This window comes from Borborobacter xinjiangensis, from assembly GCF_047739745.1.
GTDB lineage: Bacteria > Pseudomonadota > Alphaproteobacteria > Rhizobiales > Rhizobiaceae > Pseudaminobacter.
Map to the genome: position 1 here is coordinate 98,400 of NZ_JBLLVA010000004.1, position 15,605 is coordinate 114,004.

Here is a 15,605-nt window from a genome sequence, read left to right on the forward strand (position 1 = left end):
CAGCTCGCGCACAGTGCGCGCAAGGATTGCGGCACTTGGAATCGATGCATGATTCCTCTGATTTTAGAAGCTATGCCTTAGCCGGCTGCAGAAAACCCAGCGTCTCCTCAGAAGACGCCACGTGGCAGTAAATCATGTTGATGATTTCCAGCTCGTGGTCGTGTAACTGCTTGGTGGCGGCGGCACAGCAATCCTCGACGACGACGACGTTGAAGCTTTCGTCGGCAAGGCTGCGCACGGTCGAGGAAATGCACTGGTCGGTGAAGATGCCGACCACGATGACGTTCTTGATGCCCATATTCTGCAGTATGAGCCGCATATTGGTGCCGGTCAGCGCGCTGTCGGTCGTCTTGCAGAAGACGATCTCATCGCCCTGCGGCTCAAGCTCGGGCACGATTTTCGATTCCTCGCTGTCCTTGGGCAGCAGCAGATAATTCCAGCCGGGCTTTTTCTGGCTGAGCGAACGGTCACGGCCGTCACTCTTCATGCAGGCGATGCGGGCATACATGACCTCCACACCCTGCGCGCGGCTTTTTTCGACAAGCTTGGCGATGTTGGGGATGACGACGTCATTCATCCGCTGACGGAAGGGCTCCCAGCGGTCGCGTTGTTCGGGATCGTCGGACGGGACCAGATAGATGCCCTGCACATCGACGACAAGCAGCGCGGTTTCGGAAGGATCAAAGACGATATCGTCGGGTTCCGGGGCACCCTGATAATAGAACGAGCGATAGTTCGTCTTCCAGTTCATGGCAGTCTCCAGTCAATTCAAGGATGAAAATCGGTGCGCCCGCGTCAGGCGCGGCGACGCTTTTTCTGAAGCAGGGCGCCGAATTCCTCCGCGCCGATGATGCCGCTGGGGCGCAGCACGAGAACCACGATCATCGCCACCGCCAAAACGATCTCGGTCAGGCCGACCATCTGCCAGGGAAACACGGCCGAACTGTTCAGCGCGTTTTCGGTGGCCCGCAGCGCCTCGAACGCGAAGGTCACCAGGAAGGTGCCGAGCACCGCACCGGACACCGTGGCCGAGCCGCCGATGACCAGCATGCCCAGAATGACGAAGGTCTCCTTCAGATAGAAGGCAGAAGGCTGGAACGAGGTAATGAAATGCGCCCACAGGCCACCGGCAAAGCCGGCGATCAGCGCGCTCAGGATGAAGCCGCGCCAGCGCAGCATGGAAAGATTGGCGCCCATCGCGCCGGCGGCGACCTCGTCGTCCCGCACGGCGCGCAGCAGGAGGCCGGTGCGGGACTCCTTGAACAGCAGTGCCATGACCGCAGCCAGGATCGCTCCCCCGGCCGCCAGATAGACGGTGGTGGCCTTGGGCACACCGAACAGGGTCCGCGGGCCGTTGGTGACTTCGCTCCAGTTCACCATGATGGTGTGCATGACCACCAGCAGCGCAAAGGAGGTGATGACGGCGGCGGCGTCCGACAGGCGCATCAGCGGATAGGCGACGAGTGCCGCAATCAACATGGCGGCCAGCGCGCCGACTGCGATGGAGATATAGGGGCTCAGCAAGACCGGCTTGAGCACAAGGTAGAGGTCCGGCAGCACCATGCCGCGCATCTGCAGCGGAATGGTGAACAGCGAGGAGGTGTAGGCGCCGATGCCCATGAAGGCGACGTGGGCGAAGGACAGAATGCCGGAATTGCCCATGAAGACCTGCAGGCCCAGCACGAGGATCATGTTGATCAAAAGCAGCGTGGTGATGCGTTCGAATACCGGGAAACCCAGCATTTTCGATGCCAGCACCAGCAACAGGACCGGCGCTGTCACGGCGGCGAGTGTGATCAGCTTGCTATTGTTCATCGTCATTGTCCGTTCGAGCAATTCCAGGAAAAGTGGAAACCGGTTTTCCGTGCGGAATTGCGTAAAAACAAATTCTAGGTCCGCTGTCCGGTCGCCGGGCCCTTGATCAGGCCGTCGGGCCGCCAGAGCAGGATCAGGATGACCAGCGAGAACGTGAAGGCGTCACGGAACTTCAGGAGCTCAGGTGGCAGGGCGTAGTTGAAAGTGGTAACGATCAGCGCCAGCAGGAAGCCGCCGACGACGGCGCCTTGCAGGCTCCGCATGCCGCCGATGACCGTGGCGATGAAAGCGACCAACAACGGTTCCAGACCAATGCCGGGAACCACCGAACCGATGCGGCCCAACCAGAACAGCGAGACGACGCCGGCCAGCAGTCCGCTGATCGCAAAGGCAGAGGTGATGACCAGATTGGCCGGAATGCCCAGCATCCGCGCCATGGTGAATTTCGTCGCCGCCGCCCGCATGGCTAGACCCAGCACCGTCTTCTTCATGATGAAGGAAAACAAAGCGAGCATGAGCGCCGCTGTCGCGATGGTGAGGATGTTCCGCAGCGGAATGATCGCGCCTCCAAGCACGATCGTGTCGGAAAACACCGAAGGCAGCGGCACGGTGCGGGCACGCGGCGAGATGAACAGCAGCGCGGCATTCTGCAGAAGCGTCGAGAAGGCGAATGAGGTGATGAGCACCGCCGTTACCGACTTGGATCGCACCGGGCGGAAGGCCACATATTCGGTGGCGATGCCCGTGAGTATCGCCATCAACACGGCGACCCCTGCCATCGCCAGCCATGGCAAAGGAGAGCCGCTGAGCAGGAACAGCGTGTAGCCGGCAACCATGATCAACTCGCCATAAGCGAAATTGACTAGCTTCAAGATGCCGTAAACGATGACCAGTCCGAGCGCCATCAGGGCGTAAAGGCTGCCGAGGCTGAGCACGTCGATGAGGAATTGGATATAGATGGCCACGCCTCAGCTCCCCAGATAGATCGACTTGAGATCGGAACGCTCGGCGATTTCAGCGGCCGTGCCTTCCGCAGCCACGCGGCCCAGCGAAAGCACATAGTTGCGGTCGCTGATCTTCATCGCCTTCGTCGCATTCTGTTCGACCAGCAGGATGGTGACGCCAGACTTGCGCAGCGCCACGATCATCTCGAAGATCTTGTCGACGATGACCGGAGCAAGGCCCAGAGACGGTTCGTCCAGCAAAAGCAGGCTCGGGTTCGACATCATGGCGCGCGCGATCACCAATTGCTGCTGCTGACCGCCGGACAAGGTTCCGGCCGGCTGCTTCACGCGTTCGGCAAGCAGCGGAAACAGCTCGAACATCTGCTGGCGCGTCGCCGCCACCGCCTTTGTGTCGAAGCGCCGGCTGAATGCGCCGAGCTGGAGATTCTCATCGACCGTCAGATCGGGAAACACGTCCCTGGTTTCGGGGACCATGGCCACGCCGCGCCGCACGAGTTGCTCGGGCGAAAGGCTGGAAATGTTTTCGCCATTGAGCGTTATGGTGCCGCGCGCCGGCTTGAGCACGCCGGCAATCGACTTGAGCGTCGAGGACTTTCCCGCGCCGTTCGCACCGAGCAGGGTGACGAGTTCGCCTTTCTCGACCCTCAGGCTGACGTCACGCACGGCCTTGACCGCGCCGTAGCGCAGCTCGATTCCCTTGATCTCAAGCATGGTTTTCGGCCTCCAATGCATCGGCGCCGAGATAGGCTTCGATCACCGCCGGCAGGCGGCGCACTTCATCGACCCCGCCTTCGCCGATGGTCTTTCCTTGTGCGATGGCCTGGAGGCGGTGGCACAGACGCATGATCAGCGGCATGTCGTGATCGATGATGACGATGCCCAGATCGCGCTCCTCGGGCAGCCGCTTGAGTATCTGCATCAGCATGCCCGATTCCTCTTCGTTCATGCCGGCGGCGGGTTCGTCGAGCAGCAGATATTTGGGATCGGCCACCAGAGCGCGCGCGATTTCCACGCGGCGCTCGTCGCCATAGTTGAGTGAGCTCGCCAGTTCGGACCGATAGTCGGTGAGGGAGAATTCTTCCAGAAGCCGGTCGACGCCGCTGCGCGCCTGGCGCCGCGAACTGCCCTTGGCGATGGCAGCTACCTCGATGTTCTCGGCAACCGTCAGATTGCCGAACAGGCGAACCGTCTGGAACGAACGCATGATGCCGCGCAATGCCCGCTGGCGCGGCAGCAGCGCGCCAATGTCTTCGCCATCGCACAGAACCGTTCCCGAAACCGGCGTCACCTGCCCGGTCAGGACATTGATCAGGGTGGTTTTTCCCGAACCGTTGGGTCCGATCAGGCCCAGGATTTCGCGGCGGTTGAGCGTCAGATCGACATTGTCGAGGGCGCGCAGGCCGGAAAATTCCACAACGATTGAGTTGGCTTGAAGGCTTGGATTGGCCATGGTGTCTTAACCGAATTCGAGAGAAAGGCTCCGGCAAGCGCCGCCTTCCGAAGCCTGGGGCGGAACGGCGTGTGAGCCTTGCCCATGAAGGACCGCAGCGGCTGATGTAAGCCGGTCCTTGCGGTCGCATCGTCGCATGTCGCGGAACACGGTGGCGTGCCGATGTCCGCGACGATGCTTTTCCTTGTCCTGCTGCGCAGGACGAGCCTTGTCCGTTACGGGGCAGGCTGGCTTTCCGCACGGCGCCATCCCAGGAAGGAAGGCTTGCCGCCATTGATGGCGATGACCGCAGCCGACTTGTTCGGCTGATGGCCGAGTTCAGCCGAGCTGTAGGACAGTTTGCCGGTCAGCAGATCGAACTCGTTTTCCTCCAGCGCCTTGGCAACTGCGGCACCGTCGGTCGAGCCGGCGATCTTGACCGCTTCGGCCATCAGCATGACGGTATCCCAGCCGGTAGCGACAAAGGAGGTGTCCGGCTCGGAACCGTACTGGGCCTTGTAGAGGTCGATGAACTTGGGCATGTCGGCATGCGCTTCCGGGCCCATCCAGGTGTGGCCGACGAAGTAGATTTCATTGCCGAATCTCTCGCCGAGTGCCTCGAACAGACCGGGGTCGTCATAGGAATCGCCGCCCATGATCGGCGTGGTGATGCCAACTTCGCGAATCGCGCGGATGATCGTGCCGAGATCAGGCATATAGGATGAGATGAAGATCACATCCGGCTTTTCCGGCAGCGCCTGCAGACGGGCAAGCTGCGCGGAAAAGTCCTGCGCGCCCTGCGTATAGGCGTCCTGGAGCACGACTTCGCCGCCCAGGTCCTTGAAATGCTGGGTGAAATATTTGCTCAGGCTCTTGGTGTAGGCGATGAACTGATCGGTAACTACATAGGCCGTCTTCCAGCCGCGCTCCTTGAAGGCGTATTCGGCCGCGGTCGCGCCCATCGCCGTGTTCCACATCGACAAGGTGAACTGCTTGTCGCCGAGCGACCAGGAGCTGTAGAGCGGATCGGAAGCGCAGGTTGAGATGCCGACAATGTTGGCGTTCTGCGCCTCGCGGCTGGCAGGCCCGCCGAAATCGAAATCGCATGGCGCGATGATCAGCTCGGCGCCCTGGTTGATCACGTTGATGGCATTGTTGCCGACCGTCACCGGATCGCTCTTGCCGTCGATGTTGACCAGCTTGATCTGCTTGCCGAGCAGGCCACCTTGCTCGTTAAGGACCTTGACGGCGACTTCCGCGCCCTTGAGACCCGCCTCGTCCAGCGGCGCCTGCACGCCGGTCAGGCTGAGCGCGCCGCCGATGATGATCTCGTCGGCCGCGGCATTTGCCGCCAGACCCGCACTCAATGCCAGCGCCATGACGAGACGCGAAACTCCACCGTATAGCCTCACTTAGATGCCCTCCATAATCGAACCGGTTTCAAAGGTTTCAACGCGCTGCAATGCTCCGCAGCCACAAAATTGTCAATATTGAAAATTTTCTTTTAAGAAAATCAGGTCCGGCGCGGAATGGAAGCGCGGGTCGAAACGAAAAAGATTTCAGCAGGTTGCTCGCTGGTGCGGACATAGGCATGCGCGACGCCCGAATCGAAACAGACGCTGTCGCCTTGCTCCAGATGCTGGGGCTCCCGACCTTCATAGTGGAGGTCGATCGAGCCTGAAAGCACCGTCACGACCTCTTCGCCCTCATGGTTGCTCCAGTCGACGCGGTCAGGCACTTGCGTCGTGTGGATGATCATGATTCCCGGGTTGAGCCGGCCGTGTGTCCGGGTGGCCTGAGGGTAATAGTCGTACAGGCCGGTATGGTGCGGTTCTATCTGCGAGCGTCGCTGCAGGATGAACTTTTCCTCCTGGGTGTCCTGCTCGATGATGTCGGTTACAAGAACACCCAGGCCCCGGGCTATTTTGTAGATGGTCTGGAAACCGCCCAAAACTTTGCCGGTCTCGATCTTGCTGATGGTGGCGAACGAGACACCGCTTTTCTTGCTGAGTTCTACGAGAGTAACATTTTGGGCCAGGCGTCGCTGCCTTAGTCTCTTCCCGATATTGGCCGGAGATGAAGTCTGCTCTGCCTTCCGGGACTTCTGAATTTTTGCCATGTGAATCGTCAAGGCTTTACTGCGGTTGCGAAGCCGACAGCTACCGCCACGTCGACATGGCGCTATGCATGGCATGGTCCGGATGCTTTGGCCAGTGCATCAGCTACAGCCGGGTTGACAGGCAGGCCGGCGATCGCCCAACATGCAGCCTTCACCAGGGGAGTCCCGACAAGGGGCTGAGATACTGCTGGCTCGCGCAGCGCAGTGACCCGTCGAACCTGATCCAGTTCATACTGGCGTAGGGATGGTGCAGGCGCTCCATGGGTCATCTGTCCGTCGCGGGCGATGCGAAATATCGGATAAGCTGTCCGATCGCTGACAAGCGAAGCGTCTTATTCCTCCTTCCGGCACCGAACTGGGTCTCCAATGCGACCGAGCAAAGGAGGTCCCTATGAATGCCTTGACTCCCACCGTCACCACCGGCGTGCTGCCCGCATCGCGCAAGATCTACAAGGCTGGAGCCATCCATGCCGATCTTCGCGTGCCGATGCGCGAGATCGCCGTTCATCCGAGCGCCGGCGAACCGCCGGTGACGGTTTATGATTCCTCGGGCCCCTACACCGACGCCGATGCGGCCATTGCCATCGACAAGGGCCTGCCGCGTCTTCGCGAAGCCTGGATCGCGGCGCGCGGCGATGTAGAATCCTATGAAGGCCGCACGGTCAGGCCTGAGGACAACGGCTTTGTCTCAGGCGATCGGCTGACGCCGGAATTTCCGGCGCGGCATCGTGCGCTGCGTGCGGTGTCCGGCCGGGCCGTGACCCAGCTTGCCTATGCGCGCGCCGGTATCGTCACGCCGGAAATGGAATTCGTGGCCATCCGCGAGAATCTCGGGCGGGAGCGGCTGGCGCATGCGGCGGAGCGCGACGGCCAATCCTTCGGCGCCGCAGTTCCTGATTTCGTCACGCCTGAATTCGTGCGCGACGAGGTGGCGCGCGGCCGCGCCATCATTCCCGCCAACATAAACCATCCCGAAAGCGAGCCGATGATCATCGGCCGCAATTTCCTGGTGAAGATCAACGCGAATATCGGCAACTCGGCGGTCACCTCCTCCATGGCCGAGGAAGTGGAAAAGATGGTGTGGGCGATCCGCTGGGGCGCCGACACCGTCATGGACCTGTCGACCGGCCGCAACATCCACAATATCCGCGAATGGATCATCCGCAACGCGCCGGTGCCGATCGGTACCGTGCCGCTCTACCAGGCGCTGGAAAAGGTTGGCGGCATCGCCGAGGACCTGAGTTGGGAGGTTTATCGAGATACGCTGATCGAGCAGGCCGAGCAGGGCGTCGACTACTTCACCATCCATGCCGGGGTGCGGCTTTCCCACATTCCGCTGACGGTCGATCGCGTCACCGGCATCGTCAGCAGGGGTGGCTCGATCATGGCCAAATGGTGCCTGCATCACCATAGGGAGAGCTTTCTCTACGAGCATTTCGACGAAATCTGCGACATCGCCCGCGCCTATGACGTGTCCTTCTCGCTCGGCGACGGCCTGCGCCCCGGCTCCATAGCCGACGCCAACGATGCCGCGCAGTTCGCCGAACTGGAGACGCTGGGAGAGCTGACGCAGATCGCCTGGGCCAAGGACTGCCAGGTGATGATCGAGGGGCCGGGCCATGTGCCCATGCACAAGATCAAGGAGAACATGGACAAGCAGCTCGAAGTCTGCGGCGAGGCGCCGTTCTACACGCTCGGGCCGCTGACGACCGACATTGCGCCGGGCTACGACCACATCACCTCCGGCATCGGGGCGGCGATGATCGGCTGGTTCGGCACCGCCATGCTCTGCTATGTCACGCCCAAGGAGCATCTCGGCCTTCCCGACCGCGACGACGTCAAGACTGGCGTCATCACCTACAAGATCGCAGCACATGCCGCCGATCTCGCCAAGGGGCATCCGGCCGCGAAAATACGTGACGACGCGCTGTCGCGGGCGCGCTTCGAATTCCGCTGGGAGGATCAGTTCAACCTCTCGCTCGATCCGGAAACGGCGCGCTCCTTCCACGACGAGACGCTGCCCAAGGAGGCGCACAAGGTGGCGCATTTCTGCTCGATGTGCGGGCCGAAATTCTGCTCCATGCGCATCTCGCACGATATCCGTGACGCTGCCCGCCAGGAAGCCGTCCGCAAGGACGGCATGGCAGCGATGGCGGAGAAATTTCGCGAGGGCGGCGATCTATACATGCCGCTGGAAAAAGCCGCGCCGGATACCGAGAAGGCACTATGAAGGTGCTGGTCCAAGGGGCCGGCGTCGCCGGCCTCACGGTCGCGCATGAGCTCAGCCGTCGCGGCGCGTCGGTTTGCGTCAGCGACCCGCGCCGTGACCTAACCGCCACTGCCTCGTGGTTCGCCGGCGGCATGCTGGCACCCTGGTGCGAGCGTGAGAGCGCCGAGCGGATGGTACTGGAGCTCGGAACCGGTGCCGCCGAATGGTGGGAAAGCGTTCTGCCCGGCCACGTCACGCGTGCCGGCACGCTGGTCGTGGCCCCGGCGCGCGACCGGGCTGAACTGGCGCGTTTCGCCGCGCGCACGACCGGCTTCGTGGAACTCGACGCGGCGGCGATCGCCGCGCTCGAACCCGATCTCGGCGGACGGTTTCGGCATGGCCTGTATTTTGCCGGCGAAGCGCATCTGGACCCACGCGCGGCCCTTCTCGCCCTGCACGACAAGCTGGAGGCGATGGGCGTCCGTTTCGAAAACCACAAGCCGGATGAGGCCAGCTTCGCTCGCGTTGTCGATTGTACCGGCATGGCCCGCGCCGGCACCGATCCGCAACTGCGTGGCGTGCGCGGCGAGATGCTGATCCTGCGGACGCCGGACATCACCCTTTCGAGGCCGGTACGGCTCCTGCATCCGCGTTTTCCGCTCTATGTCGTTCCGCGTTCCGACCACCATTTCATGGTCGGCGCGACCATGATCGAGAGCCATTCCGCCCGTCCGGTCACGGCGCGCTCGATGATGGAACTGCTCAACGCGGCTTACAGCCTGCACCCCGCCTTCGCCGAAGCCGAGATCATCGAGGCAGGCGTTGGTGTACGGCCGGCCTATGCCGACAACCTGCCGCGCGTCGACAAGCAGGCGAACACGATCAGCATCAACGGGCTCCACCGCCACGGCTTCCTGCTGGCGCCGGCAATGGCGCGGCAGGCAGCAGATCTTGTTCTCGAACACGCCGAAGCGAAGGAGCTTCTTCATGAAACTCACCATTAACGGCAAGACGGAGGAGGTCTCGGCCGCCACGCTGGCCGTTCTGCTGACCGAATTGGATTATGAAGGCGACTGGCTTGCCACCGCCCGCAATGGCGAGGTCGTGCATGCGGCCGATCGGCAGCACTGCCGACTGGCCGAAGGCGACCGGATCGAAATCCTCTCGCCCATGCAGGGGGGCTGAGAGATGCTTTCCCTCTACGGCAAGCAGCTTGCCTCGCGTCTTTTTCTCGGCACGGCCCAATATCCCTCGCCTGCGATCCTTGCCGACGCCGTGAGGGGCTCCGGAGCGTCGGTCGCGACCGTGTCGCTGCGCCGCGAAACGGCCGGCGGCGGCACGGGCGGCGGCGCGTTCTGGTCGCTGATCCGCTCGCTTGACGTCGCGGTGTTGCCAAATACGGCCGGGTGCCACTCGGCCAAGGAAGCCGTCACCACAGCGGCAATGGCGCGTGAGGTGTTCGGCACCAACTGGATCAAGCTCGAGGTCATCGGCAATCACGACACGCTGCAGCCGGAAGTGTTCGAACTTGTGGAAGCCGCCCGCATCCTTTGCCGCGACGGCTTTGCCGTCTTCCCCTACACCACCGACGATCTTGTAGTGGCCGAGCGGCTGCTTGAAGCCGGCTGCGAGGTGCTGATGCCATGGTGCGCGCCGATCGGCTCGGCCAAGGGGCCGCTCAACCTAGACGCGCTGCGCACCCTGCGCGGCCATTTCCCCGATGTCCCTCTCATAGTCGATGCGGGTCTCGGCCGGCCCTCCCATGCCGCGGCGGTGATGGAACTCGGCTTCGACGCCGTTCTCCTCAACACCGCGGTTGCCAAGGCAGGCGATCCGGCGGCAATGGCCGTCGCCTTCGCCAAAGCGGTCGAAGCCGGTCGCGCCGCCTATCTTGCCGGCATGCTGGAGCCACGCGACATGGCTGTCCCCTCGACGCCGGTGATCGGAAAGGCGGTGTTCACGTGAAGCTCGACCCGTTCTACCTGATTGTCGATAGCGCCGCCTGGACGAAGCGCCTGGTGCCGCTGGGCGTGAAGTTGGTTCAGCTCCGCATCAAGGACATGGAACGCCCTGCCCTGCTGGAGGAAATCCGCCAGGCCAGGACGATCTGCGAGCGCCATGGCTGCCAGCTCATCGTCAACGATCATTGGCGATTGGCGATCGAGGCTGGGTGCGACTTTGTCCATCTCGGCCAGGAAGACCTCGCGACGGCCGACCTTGGCGCTATCCGTCGCGCCGGAATGAGCCTGGGGCTCAGCACCCACGATCACGCAGAACTCGAAACCGCGCTTGCCGCACAGCCTGACTATGTGGCGCTCGGCCCGATCTATCCGACCATCTTGAAGAAGATGAAATGGGCGCCGCAAGGGCTGGAGCGCATTGCCGAGTGGAAGAAGCGCATCGGCCTCTTGCCGCTCGTCGCCATAGGAGGATTGAACCCGGGGCGGCTTGCGGGCGTTTTCGAGGCCGGCGCCGACACTGCGGCCGTGGTCACCGACATCACGCTCAACCCCGATCCGGAGGCGCGTGCTCGCGAATGGATCGAGCGGACCTCGCCATGGCGGTGAGCGGCGCGCCGCACGTATTGGTGGTGGCGGGATCGGACTCATCGGGCGGCGCCGGCCTTGCCCGCGACGTGGAAACGATCTCCGCATTCGGGCTACGCACCTGCCTGGCGGTAACGGCCGTGACGGTGCAGACCCATGTCGGCGTCGATCGCATCGAGCCCATGCCCGCCAACCTCATAGCCGAGCAGATGCGCGCCGCATTTGCCGCCAATGCAATTCGCGCGATCAAGATCGGCATGTTGGGGGCAGAGGAAGCCATTGCGGCAATGGCAGCCGTGTTGCGGCTGCACCGCCAGGTGCCCGCTGTTCTTGACCCGGTACTTGCCGCCTCGTCGGGCCGTGCGCTGTTGCCCGATACGGCCATCGGCGCGATGAAGCATGAGCTGATGCCGCTTTGTGCCCTGGTGACGCCGAACCTGATCGAGCTGGCGATCCTTACCGGCAGTGAGCCGGCCTCGCATGAGCCGGCCACCTTGCGGCAGGGTCACATGCTCCTGAAGGCCGGGTGCAATGCGGTGCTGGTGAAGGGTGGCCATGCGGGAGGTGTCGAAGCGGCCGATCTTTTGCTCCGCCCCGATCAGGTGCCAATGCGCTTTGCCGCGCCGCGCCTGGCAGGCACGATGCGCGGCACCGGCTGCATGCTCGCCAGCGCCATCGCAGCCCATCTGGCCGCCGAAGGCGAAATGGATTCGGTCGACGAGGCTGTACGGCAGGCAAAGCGCTACGTGTTCGAGAGGTACGCGGCAGCTACAACACCCGGCGATAACAACGTACTTCCGCAGCGTAATCCGTCCGAAGGTGGCCATTTGACGTAATTTTGTGCATGCGAGGCCCAAACTTGGAAAACCGTTCCCCACGCCAGAACGTTGACGGACTGGCGGGGCCGGGTCAGGTTCATGTCCAACTTGGGCCAGCCGCAGAGCAATGTACGACAAGACACCGAAGCACAGCGCAAGAGCGGAGCAGGGCCGCGAAGTAACCGTGGACCTGATCGCGGTGCTGGTCGCGGTGACCAATGATCGGCCTTGCGTCCTGACCATCCGTCAGGCCAGGGCACTGCCTTCGGGGCCCTTCGAACTCGGGCATCGGTCGCTGCAATCGGGCCTGCGCGACTGGGTCGAGCAACAGACTGGGCATCCGCTCGGCTATATCGAGCAGCTCTATACTTTCGCCGACCGCGACCGCGTCGCGCATGAACGGGTGCAGCGGGTCATCTCGATCAGCTATCTCGGCCTGACACGGCAGGATCAGGCCGAGGATGCGCCGAACCGGGACTGGCGGTGCTGGTACGACTATTTTCCTTGGGAGGATCACCGCGCCGGCCAACCGCCGATGCTGCGAGACGTACTTGAACCGCAACTGCGTGACTGGGCGAAAGCCGCCACCGGCGCTGAGTTGCGCCAGGACCGCTGGCAGCGGGCGGCGATCGCCTTCGGCTTCGACGCGTATGGCTGGAACGAGGAACTCGTCCTGCAACGCTACGAGCTTCTCTATGAAGCTCTGCTGGTGGAGGAAGCCCGGCGCGGCGGGCAGGCGGGCGAGCCGCTCCCGATCCCCGGACGGTCGATGACCGCCGATCATCGGCGCATCCTCGCCACAGGAATTGCCCGCCTTCGCAGCAAGATCAAATATCGGCCGGTCGTCTTCGAATTGATGCCCCCGGTTTTCACCCTCCTGCAATTACAGCGCACGGTCGAAGCATTGGTCGGCAGGCTGGTGCACAAGCAGAATTTCCGGCGCCTTATCGAGCAGCAGGAGCTGGTCGAGGAAACTGGAGAAACGACCGCCGACACAGGCGGGCGTCCAGCCAAGCTGTTCCGCTTCCGCCATGCGGTGCTGCCTGAACGATCCGTCGCCGGAACGAAATTACCACTTTCGCGCGCTTGACATCTCTTATGCTCACAGTAAGCATATGCCCTCATTATACTCAAATAGAGCATAACGAGGCTGACGATGCTGAACCCGCCCTTCCCGGCCGCCGCGTTGTATGAGCGTGTACGGCGGGTGATTCCACCGATCGAATGGCCCGTATTCGAAGACGATATCGCGGCGATTCTCGCTTTGAAGCGGGAACGCAATGCGGTCGTTCTGGCGCATAACTACCAGACACCGGAAATATTCCATTGCGTCGCCGACATTGTCGGAGACAGCCTGGCGCTGGCGCGCAAGGCGATGGAAGTGGAGGCCGATGTCATCGTGCTGGCTGGCGTACACTTCATGGCCGAGACTGCCAAGCTGCTCAATCCAAGCAAGACCGTGCTGATCCCGGACGAAGACGCAGGCTGCTCGCTAGCCGATTCGATTACGGCCGAGGACGTCCGCCTCCTTCGGCAGCGTTATCCGGGCGTGCCGGTCGTCACCTATGTCAACACGTCAGCCGCCGTGAAAGCGGAATCCGACATCTGCTGCACGTCGGGAAATGCGCGAGCCGTCGTCGAGTCGCTCGGCGTCGATCGGGTGATGATGCTGCCCGACGAATATCTCGCCAACAACATCGCCGCAGAGACCGAAGTCGAGATCATCACCTGGAAGGGACATTGCGAGGTGCACGAGCGGTTCACGCCCGCCGAGGTGCGCCAGTTGCGTGAAGACCATCCGGGCGTCGTGGTGCTTGCGCATCCCGAATGCCCGCCGGAGGTGGTGGCAGAGGCCGACTTTTCAGGTTCGACGGCGGTCATGTCGGACTATGTCGGCCAGCAAAAGCCGCCTCAGGTCGTGCTTTTGACCGAATGTTCGATGAGCGACAATGTTGCCGTCAACCATCCCGGGGTCGAATTCATCCGCCCGTGCAATCTCTGCCCGCATATGAAGCGGATTACGCTTGCCAATATCCGCCGGGCCCTGGAGGAGAACCGACACGAGGTCACCATCGATCCGGCTATCGCCGCCCCGGCGCGCCGTTCCGTCGAACGCATGCTTGCCATCTGAGCCCCGCAAGCATGAGCCTCGACCGCCACGATCTCGCCGGCCGGCCGCTTATCGTGGGCGGTGGCATCGCCGGGCTGATGACCGCCCTCTGCCTGGCGCCTGAACCGGTCGTTCTGCTCTCGAAAGCTTCGCTTGGTGGCGAATCGTCCAGTGTTCTGGCGCAAGGCGGCATGGCTGCGAGCCTCGGCGGGGAAGACGATCCGGCGCTGCATATGGAAGATACGCTGGCGGCGGGCGATGGGCTCTGTGATCCCGCGGCTGTCAGGCGGGTCATCGAGGCCGCGCCGGCCGTGGTCGACAGGCTCGGACGGCTCGGTGTCGCCTTTGACCGGACGCCGACGGGGGCGCTGCAACTGGGCCTCGAAGCCGCGCATTCGCGCCGCCGCATCGTCCATGCATCCGGTGACGCCACCGGCAGGGAACTGGTCCGTGCGCTGGTTGCGGCGGTGCGCCATACGCCTTCGATCGAGCTTGTCGAGCACATGGAGGTTCGTCGGCTCTTCGTCACGGATGGCGCGATCGGCGGCGCGCTGGCCGTCGGCCGGGCCGGAGCCATGGTGTTCGAGACAGGACGGATCGTGCTGGCGACCGGCGGCATCGGCGGACTGTTCCTCGACAGCACCAACCCGCTCGGCTGCTTCGGACAGGGGCTGGCGCTGGCCGCACGGGCGGGCGCCGAACTCGCCGATCTTGAGTTCGTTCAGTTCCATCCCACGGCGCTCGACGGACCGCGCCGCCCGATGCGGCTGATAAGCGAAGCCGTGCGTGGTGAGGGCGCGGTGCTGGTGGACGAGGCCGGCCGCCGCTTCCTGGCCGATATGCCCGGCGCGGAGCTTGCGCCCCGGGATGCGGTGGCGCGCGGCGTCTGGCGCCATCTGTCCGAAGGACATCGCGTTTTCCTCGACGCGCGGCAATGTCTGGGTACGCGGTTCGCCGAGCGCTTTCCGGCGATCGCTGCATACTGTCATGGGGCCGGCGTCGACCCGGCAACACAGCCGATCCCGGTGCGGCCCGCCGTCCACTATCATATGGGCGGCATCGCCGTGGACCCCGCCGGGCGCAGCTCCGTTCCCGGGCTCTGGGCTTGCGGTGAAGTCGCTTCGACCGGCCTGCACGGCGCCAACCGGCTCGCCAGCAACTCGCTGAGCGAGGCTGTCGTCTGCGCTCAAAGAGTAGCCGAAAGCGTCGCCGCAGCGACCTCCGGCCCGCTACGTCGCTTGCATTTTCCGATGGCGGCGTGTCTGCCGCCGCATCCCGACCCGTTGCCCGTCCGGCCGATCGTTTCGTTCGCCATGGGCGTATTGCGGCACCAGGAGTGCCTGAGCGAGGGCATCGAGGCGTTGCTGCCGCTCGCAACGGCAGACGGCGCGGCTTCCGATCCGGCGACCGTCGCGCTGATGATGTGCGTGGCGGCAATGCAGCGGCAGGAAAGCCGGGGCGCACATTTCCGCTCGGATTTCCCCCAGCGCGACACCATCGCGCGCCGCTCCAAGCTTACTCTCGACGCGGCGCTGGACGCCGCCTTCGCCTTGATCGACCGCCCCATTCCGCTGGCCAGGAGCGCCTGAACCCG

The 15,605-nt window shown here is 63.2% G+C and carries 16 protein-coding genes and 1 riboswitch; of the genes, 9 read left to right on the plus strand and 7 right to left on the minus strand.

All coding sequences use genetic code 11. The features are described from left to right. Positions 1-70: 70 nt before the first annotated feature. From ACLKMW_RS07090 to ACLKMW_RS07120, 7 genes are all read right to left on the minus strand, one after another. Positions 71-751 (minus strand): cysteine hydrolase family protein, encoded by a 681-nt coding sequence (locus ACLKMW_RS07090; RefSeq protein WP_415723701.1) that lies wholly within the window; start codon positions 749-751, stop codon positions 71-73. A 44-nt stretch (positions 752-795) separates the two neighbouring features. Continuing rightward, entirely contained in the window at positions 796-1,815 is a 1,020-nt protein-coding gene (locus tag ACLKMW_RS07095; RefSeq protein WP_415723702.1) for a branched-chain amino acid ABC transporter permease, read from the minus strand. Positions 1,816-1,889: 74 nt separating this feature from the next. Next, a complete protein-coding gene (locus tag ACLKMW_RS07100) occupies positions 1,890-2,780 on the minus strand; it encodes a branched-chain amino acid ABC transporter permease (protein WP_415723703.1) in 891 nt (296 codons plus the stop codon). A gap of 3 nt (positions 2,781-2,783) precedes the next feature. Continuing rightward, the gene (locus ACLKMW_RS07105) at positions 2,784-3,491 is read right to left on the minus strand and encodes an ABC transporter ATP-binding protein (protein ID WP_415723704.1); all 708 of its coding nucleotides are present in this window, start codon (positions 3,489-3,491) and stop codon (positions 2,784-2,786) included. Continuing rightward, positions 3,484-4,230, minus strand: a complete 747-nt coding sequence (locus ACLKMW_RS07110; protein ID WP_415723705.1) for an ABC transporter ATP-binding protein — start codon at positions 4,228-4,230, stop codon at positions 3,484-3,486. The genes ACLKMW_RS07105 and ACLKMW_RS07110 overlap by 8 nt, the downstream gene beginning before the upstream one ends. 215 nt (positions 4,231-4,445) lie before the next feature. Then, the gene (locus ACLKMW_RS07115) at positions 4,446-5,588 is read right to left on the minus strand and encodes an ABC transporter substrate-binding protein (RefSeq protein WP_415723876.1); all 1,143 of its coding nucleotides are present in this window, start codon (positions 5,586-5,588) and stop codon (positions 4,446-4,448) included. A gap of 134 nt (positions 5,589-5,722) precedes the next feature. Next, a complete protein-coding gene (locus tag ACLKMW_RS07120; protein ID WP_415723706.1) occupies positions 5,723-6,328 on the minus strand; it encodes a helix-turn-helix domain-containing protein in 606 nt (201 codons plus the stop codon). Between the two features lie 146 nt (positions 6,329-6,474). Further along, a riboswitch (TPP riboswitch) is annotated at positions 6,475-6,591 on the plus strand. A 128-nt stretch (positions 6,592-6,719) separates the two neighbouring features. On the opposite strand from ACLKMW_RS07120, the gene thiC reads away from it, so the two are divergent. From thiC to ACLKMW_RS07165, 9 genes are all read left to right on the plus strand, one after another. Continuing rightward, positions 6,720-8,558 (plus strand): phosphomethylpyrimidine synthase ThiC, encoded by a 1,839-nt coding sequence (gene thiC / locus ACLKMW_RS07125; protein WP_415723707.1) that lies wholly within the window; start codon positions 6,720-6,722, stop codon positions 8,556-8,558. Further along, the gene (gene thiO / locus ACLKMW_RS07130) at positions 8,555-9,541 is read left to right on the plus strand and encodes a glycine oxidase ThiO (protein WP_415723708.1); all 987 of its coding nucleotides are present in this window, start codon (positions 8,555-8,557) and stop codon (positions 9,539-9,541) included. The genes thiC and thiO overlap by 4 nt, the downstream gene beginning before the upstream one ends. After that, positions 9,525-9,722: a sulfur carrier protein ThiS gene (gene thiS / locus ACLKMW_RS07135; protein ID WP_415723709.1), complete on the plus strand. Its 198-nt coding sequence runs from the start codon at positions 9,525-9,527 to the stop codon at positions 9,720-9,722. Before thiO ends, thiS begins: the two co-directional genes overlap by 17 nt. A gap of 3 nt (positions 9,723-9,725) precedes the next feature. Further along, complete coding sequence (locus ACLKMW_RS07140; protein ID WP_415723710.1) at positions 9,726-10,502, plus strand: thiazole synthase; 777 nt, start codon at positions 9,726-9,728, stop codon at positions 10,500-10,502. Further along, entirely contained in the window at positions 10,499-11,104 is a 606-nt protein-coding gene (locus ACLKMW_RS07145; RefSeq protein ID WP_415723712.1) for a thiamine phosphate synthase, read from the plus strand. Before ACLKMW_RS07140 ends, ACLKMW_RS07145 begins: the two co-directional genes overlap by 4 nt. After that, on the plus strand, positions 11,074-11,919 hold the full coding sequence (locus ACLKMW_RS07150) for a hydroxymethylpyrimidine/phosphomethylpyrimidine kinase (protein WP_415723713.1): 846 nt from the start codon (positions 11,074-11,076) through the stop codon (positions 11,917-11,919). Before ACLKMW_RS07145 ends, ACLKMW_RS07150 begins: the two co-directional genes overlap by 31 nt. Before the next feature lie 109 nt (positions 11,920-12,028). Further along, positions 12,029-12,991, plus strand: coding sequence for an NUDIX hydrolase (locus ACLKMW_RS07155; RefSeq protein ID WP_415723715.1), 963 nt, complete (start codon positions 12,029-12,031; stop codon positions 12,989-12,991). 66 nt (positions 12,992-13,057) lie between these two features. Next, positions 13,058-14,032, plus strand: coding sequence for a quinolinate synthase NadA (nadA, locus tag ACLKMW_RS07160; protein ID WP_415723716.1), 975 nt, complete (start codon positions 13,058-13,060; stop codon positions 14,030-14,032). Positions 14,033-14,043: 11 nt separating this feature from the next. Then, complete coding sequence (locus ACLKMW_RS07165) at positions 14,044-15,600, plus strand: L-aspartate oxidase (protein ID WP_415723717.1); 1,557 nt, start codon at positions 14,044-14,046, stop codon at positions 15,598-15,600. The last annotated feature ends 5 nt before the right edge of the window (positions 15,601-15,605 follow it).

What these genes read in the sequence shown, in the direction of transcription:
- ACLKMW_RS07090 (WP_415723701.1), bottom strand. Translation starts at nt 751, where the DNA reads ATGAACTGGAAGACGAACTATCGCTCGTTCTATTATCAGGGTGCCCCG.
- ACLKMW_RS07095 (WP_415723702.1), bottom strand. Translation starts at nt 1,815, where the DNA reads ATGAACAATAGCAAGCTGATCACACTCGCCGCCGTGACAGCGCCGGTC.
- ACLKMW_RS07105 (WP_415723704.1), bottom strand. Translation starts at nt 3,491, where the DNA reads ATGCTTGAGATCAAGGGAATCGAGCTGCGCTACGGCGCGGTCAAGGCC.
- ACLKMW_RS07110 (WP_415723705.1), bottom strand. Translation starts at nt 4,230, where the DNA reads ATGGCCAATCCAAGCCTTCAAGCCAACTCAATCGTTGTGGAATTTTCC.
- ACLKMW_RS07115 (WP_415723876.1), bottom strand. Translation starts at nt 5,588, where the DNA reads ATGGCGCTGGCATTGAGTGCGGGTCTGGCGGCAAATGCCGCGGCCGAC.
- ACLKMW_RS07120 (WP_415723706.1), bottom strand. Translation starts at nt 6,328, where the DNA reads ATGGCAAAAATTCAGAAGTCCCGGAAGGCAGAGCAGACTTCATCTCCG.
- thiC (WP_415723707.1), top strand. Translation starts at nt 6,720, where the DNA reads ATGAATGCCTTGACTCCCACCGTCACCACCGGCGTGCTGCCCGCATCG.
- thiO (WP_415723708.1), top strand. Translation starts at nt 8,555, where the DNA reads ATGAAGGTGCTGGTCCAAGGGGCCGGCGTCGCCGGCCTCACGGTCGCG.
- thiS (WP_415723709.1), top strand. Translation starts at nt 9,525, where the DNA reads ATGAAACTCACCATTAACGGCAAGACGGAGGAGGTCTCGGCCGCCACG.
- ACLKMW_RS07140 (WP_415723710.1), top strand. Translation starts at nt 9,726, where the DNA reads ATGCTTTCCCTCTACGGCAAGCAGCTTGCCTCGCGTCTTTTTCTCGGC.
- ACLKMW_RS07150 (WP_415723713.1), top strand. Translation starts at nt 11,074, where the DNA reads ATGGATCGAGCGGACCTCGCCATGGCGGTGAGCGGCGCGCCGCACGTA.
- ACLKMW_RS07155 (WP_415723715.1), top strand. Translation starts at nt 12,029, where the DNA reads ATGTACGACAAGACACCGAAGCACAGCGCAAGAGCGGAGCAGGGCCGC.
- nadA (WP_415723716.1), top strand. Translation starts at nt 13,058, where the DNA reads ATGCTGAACCCGCCCTTCCCGGCCGCCGCGTTGTATGAGCGTGTACGG.
- ACLKMW_RS07165 (WP_415723717.1), top strand. Translation starts at nt 14,044, where the DNA reads ATGAGCCTCGACCGCCACGATCTCGCCGGCCGGCCGCTTATCGTGGGC.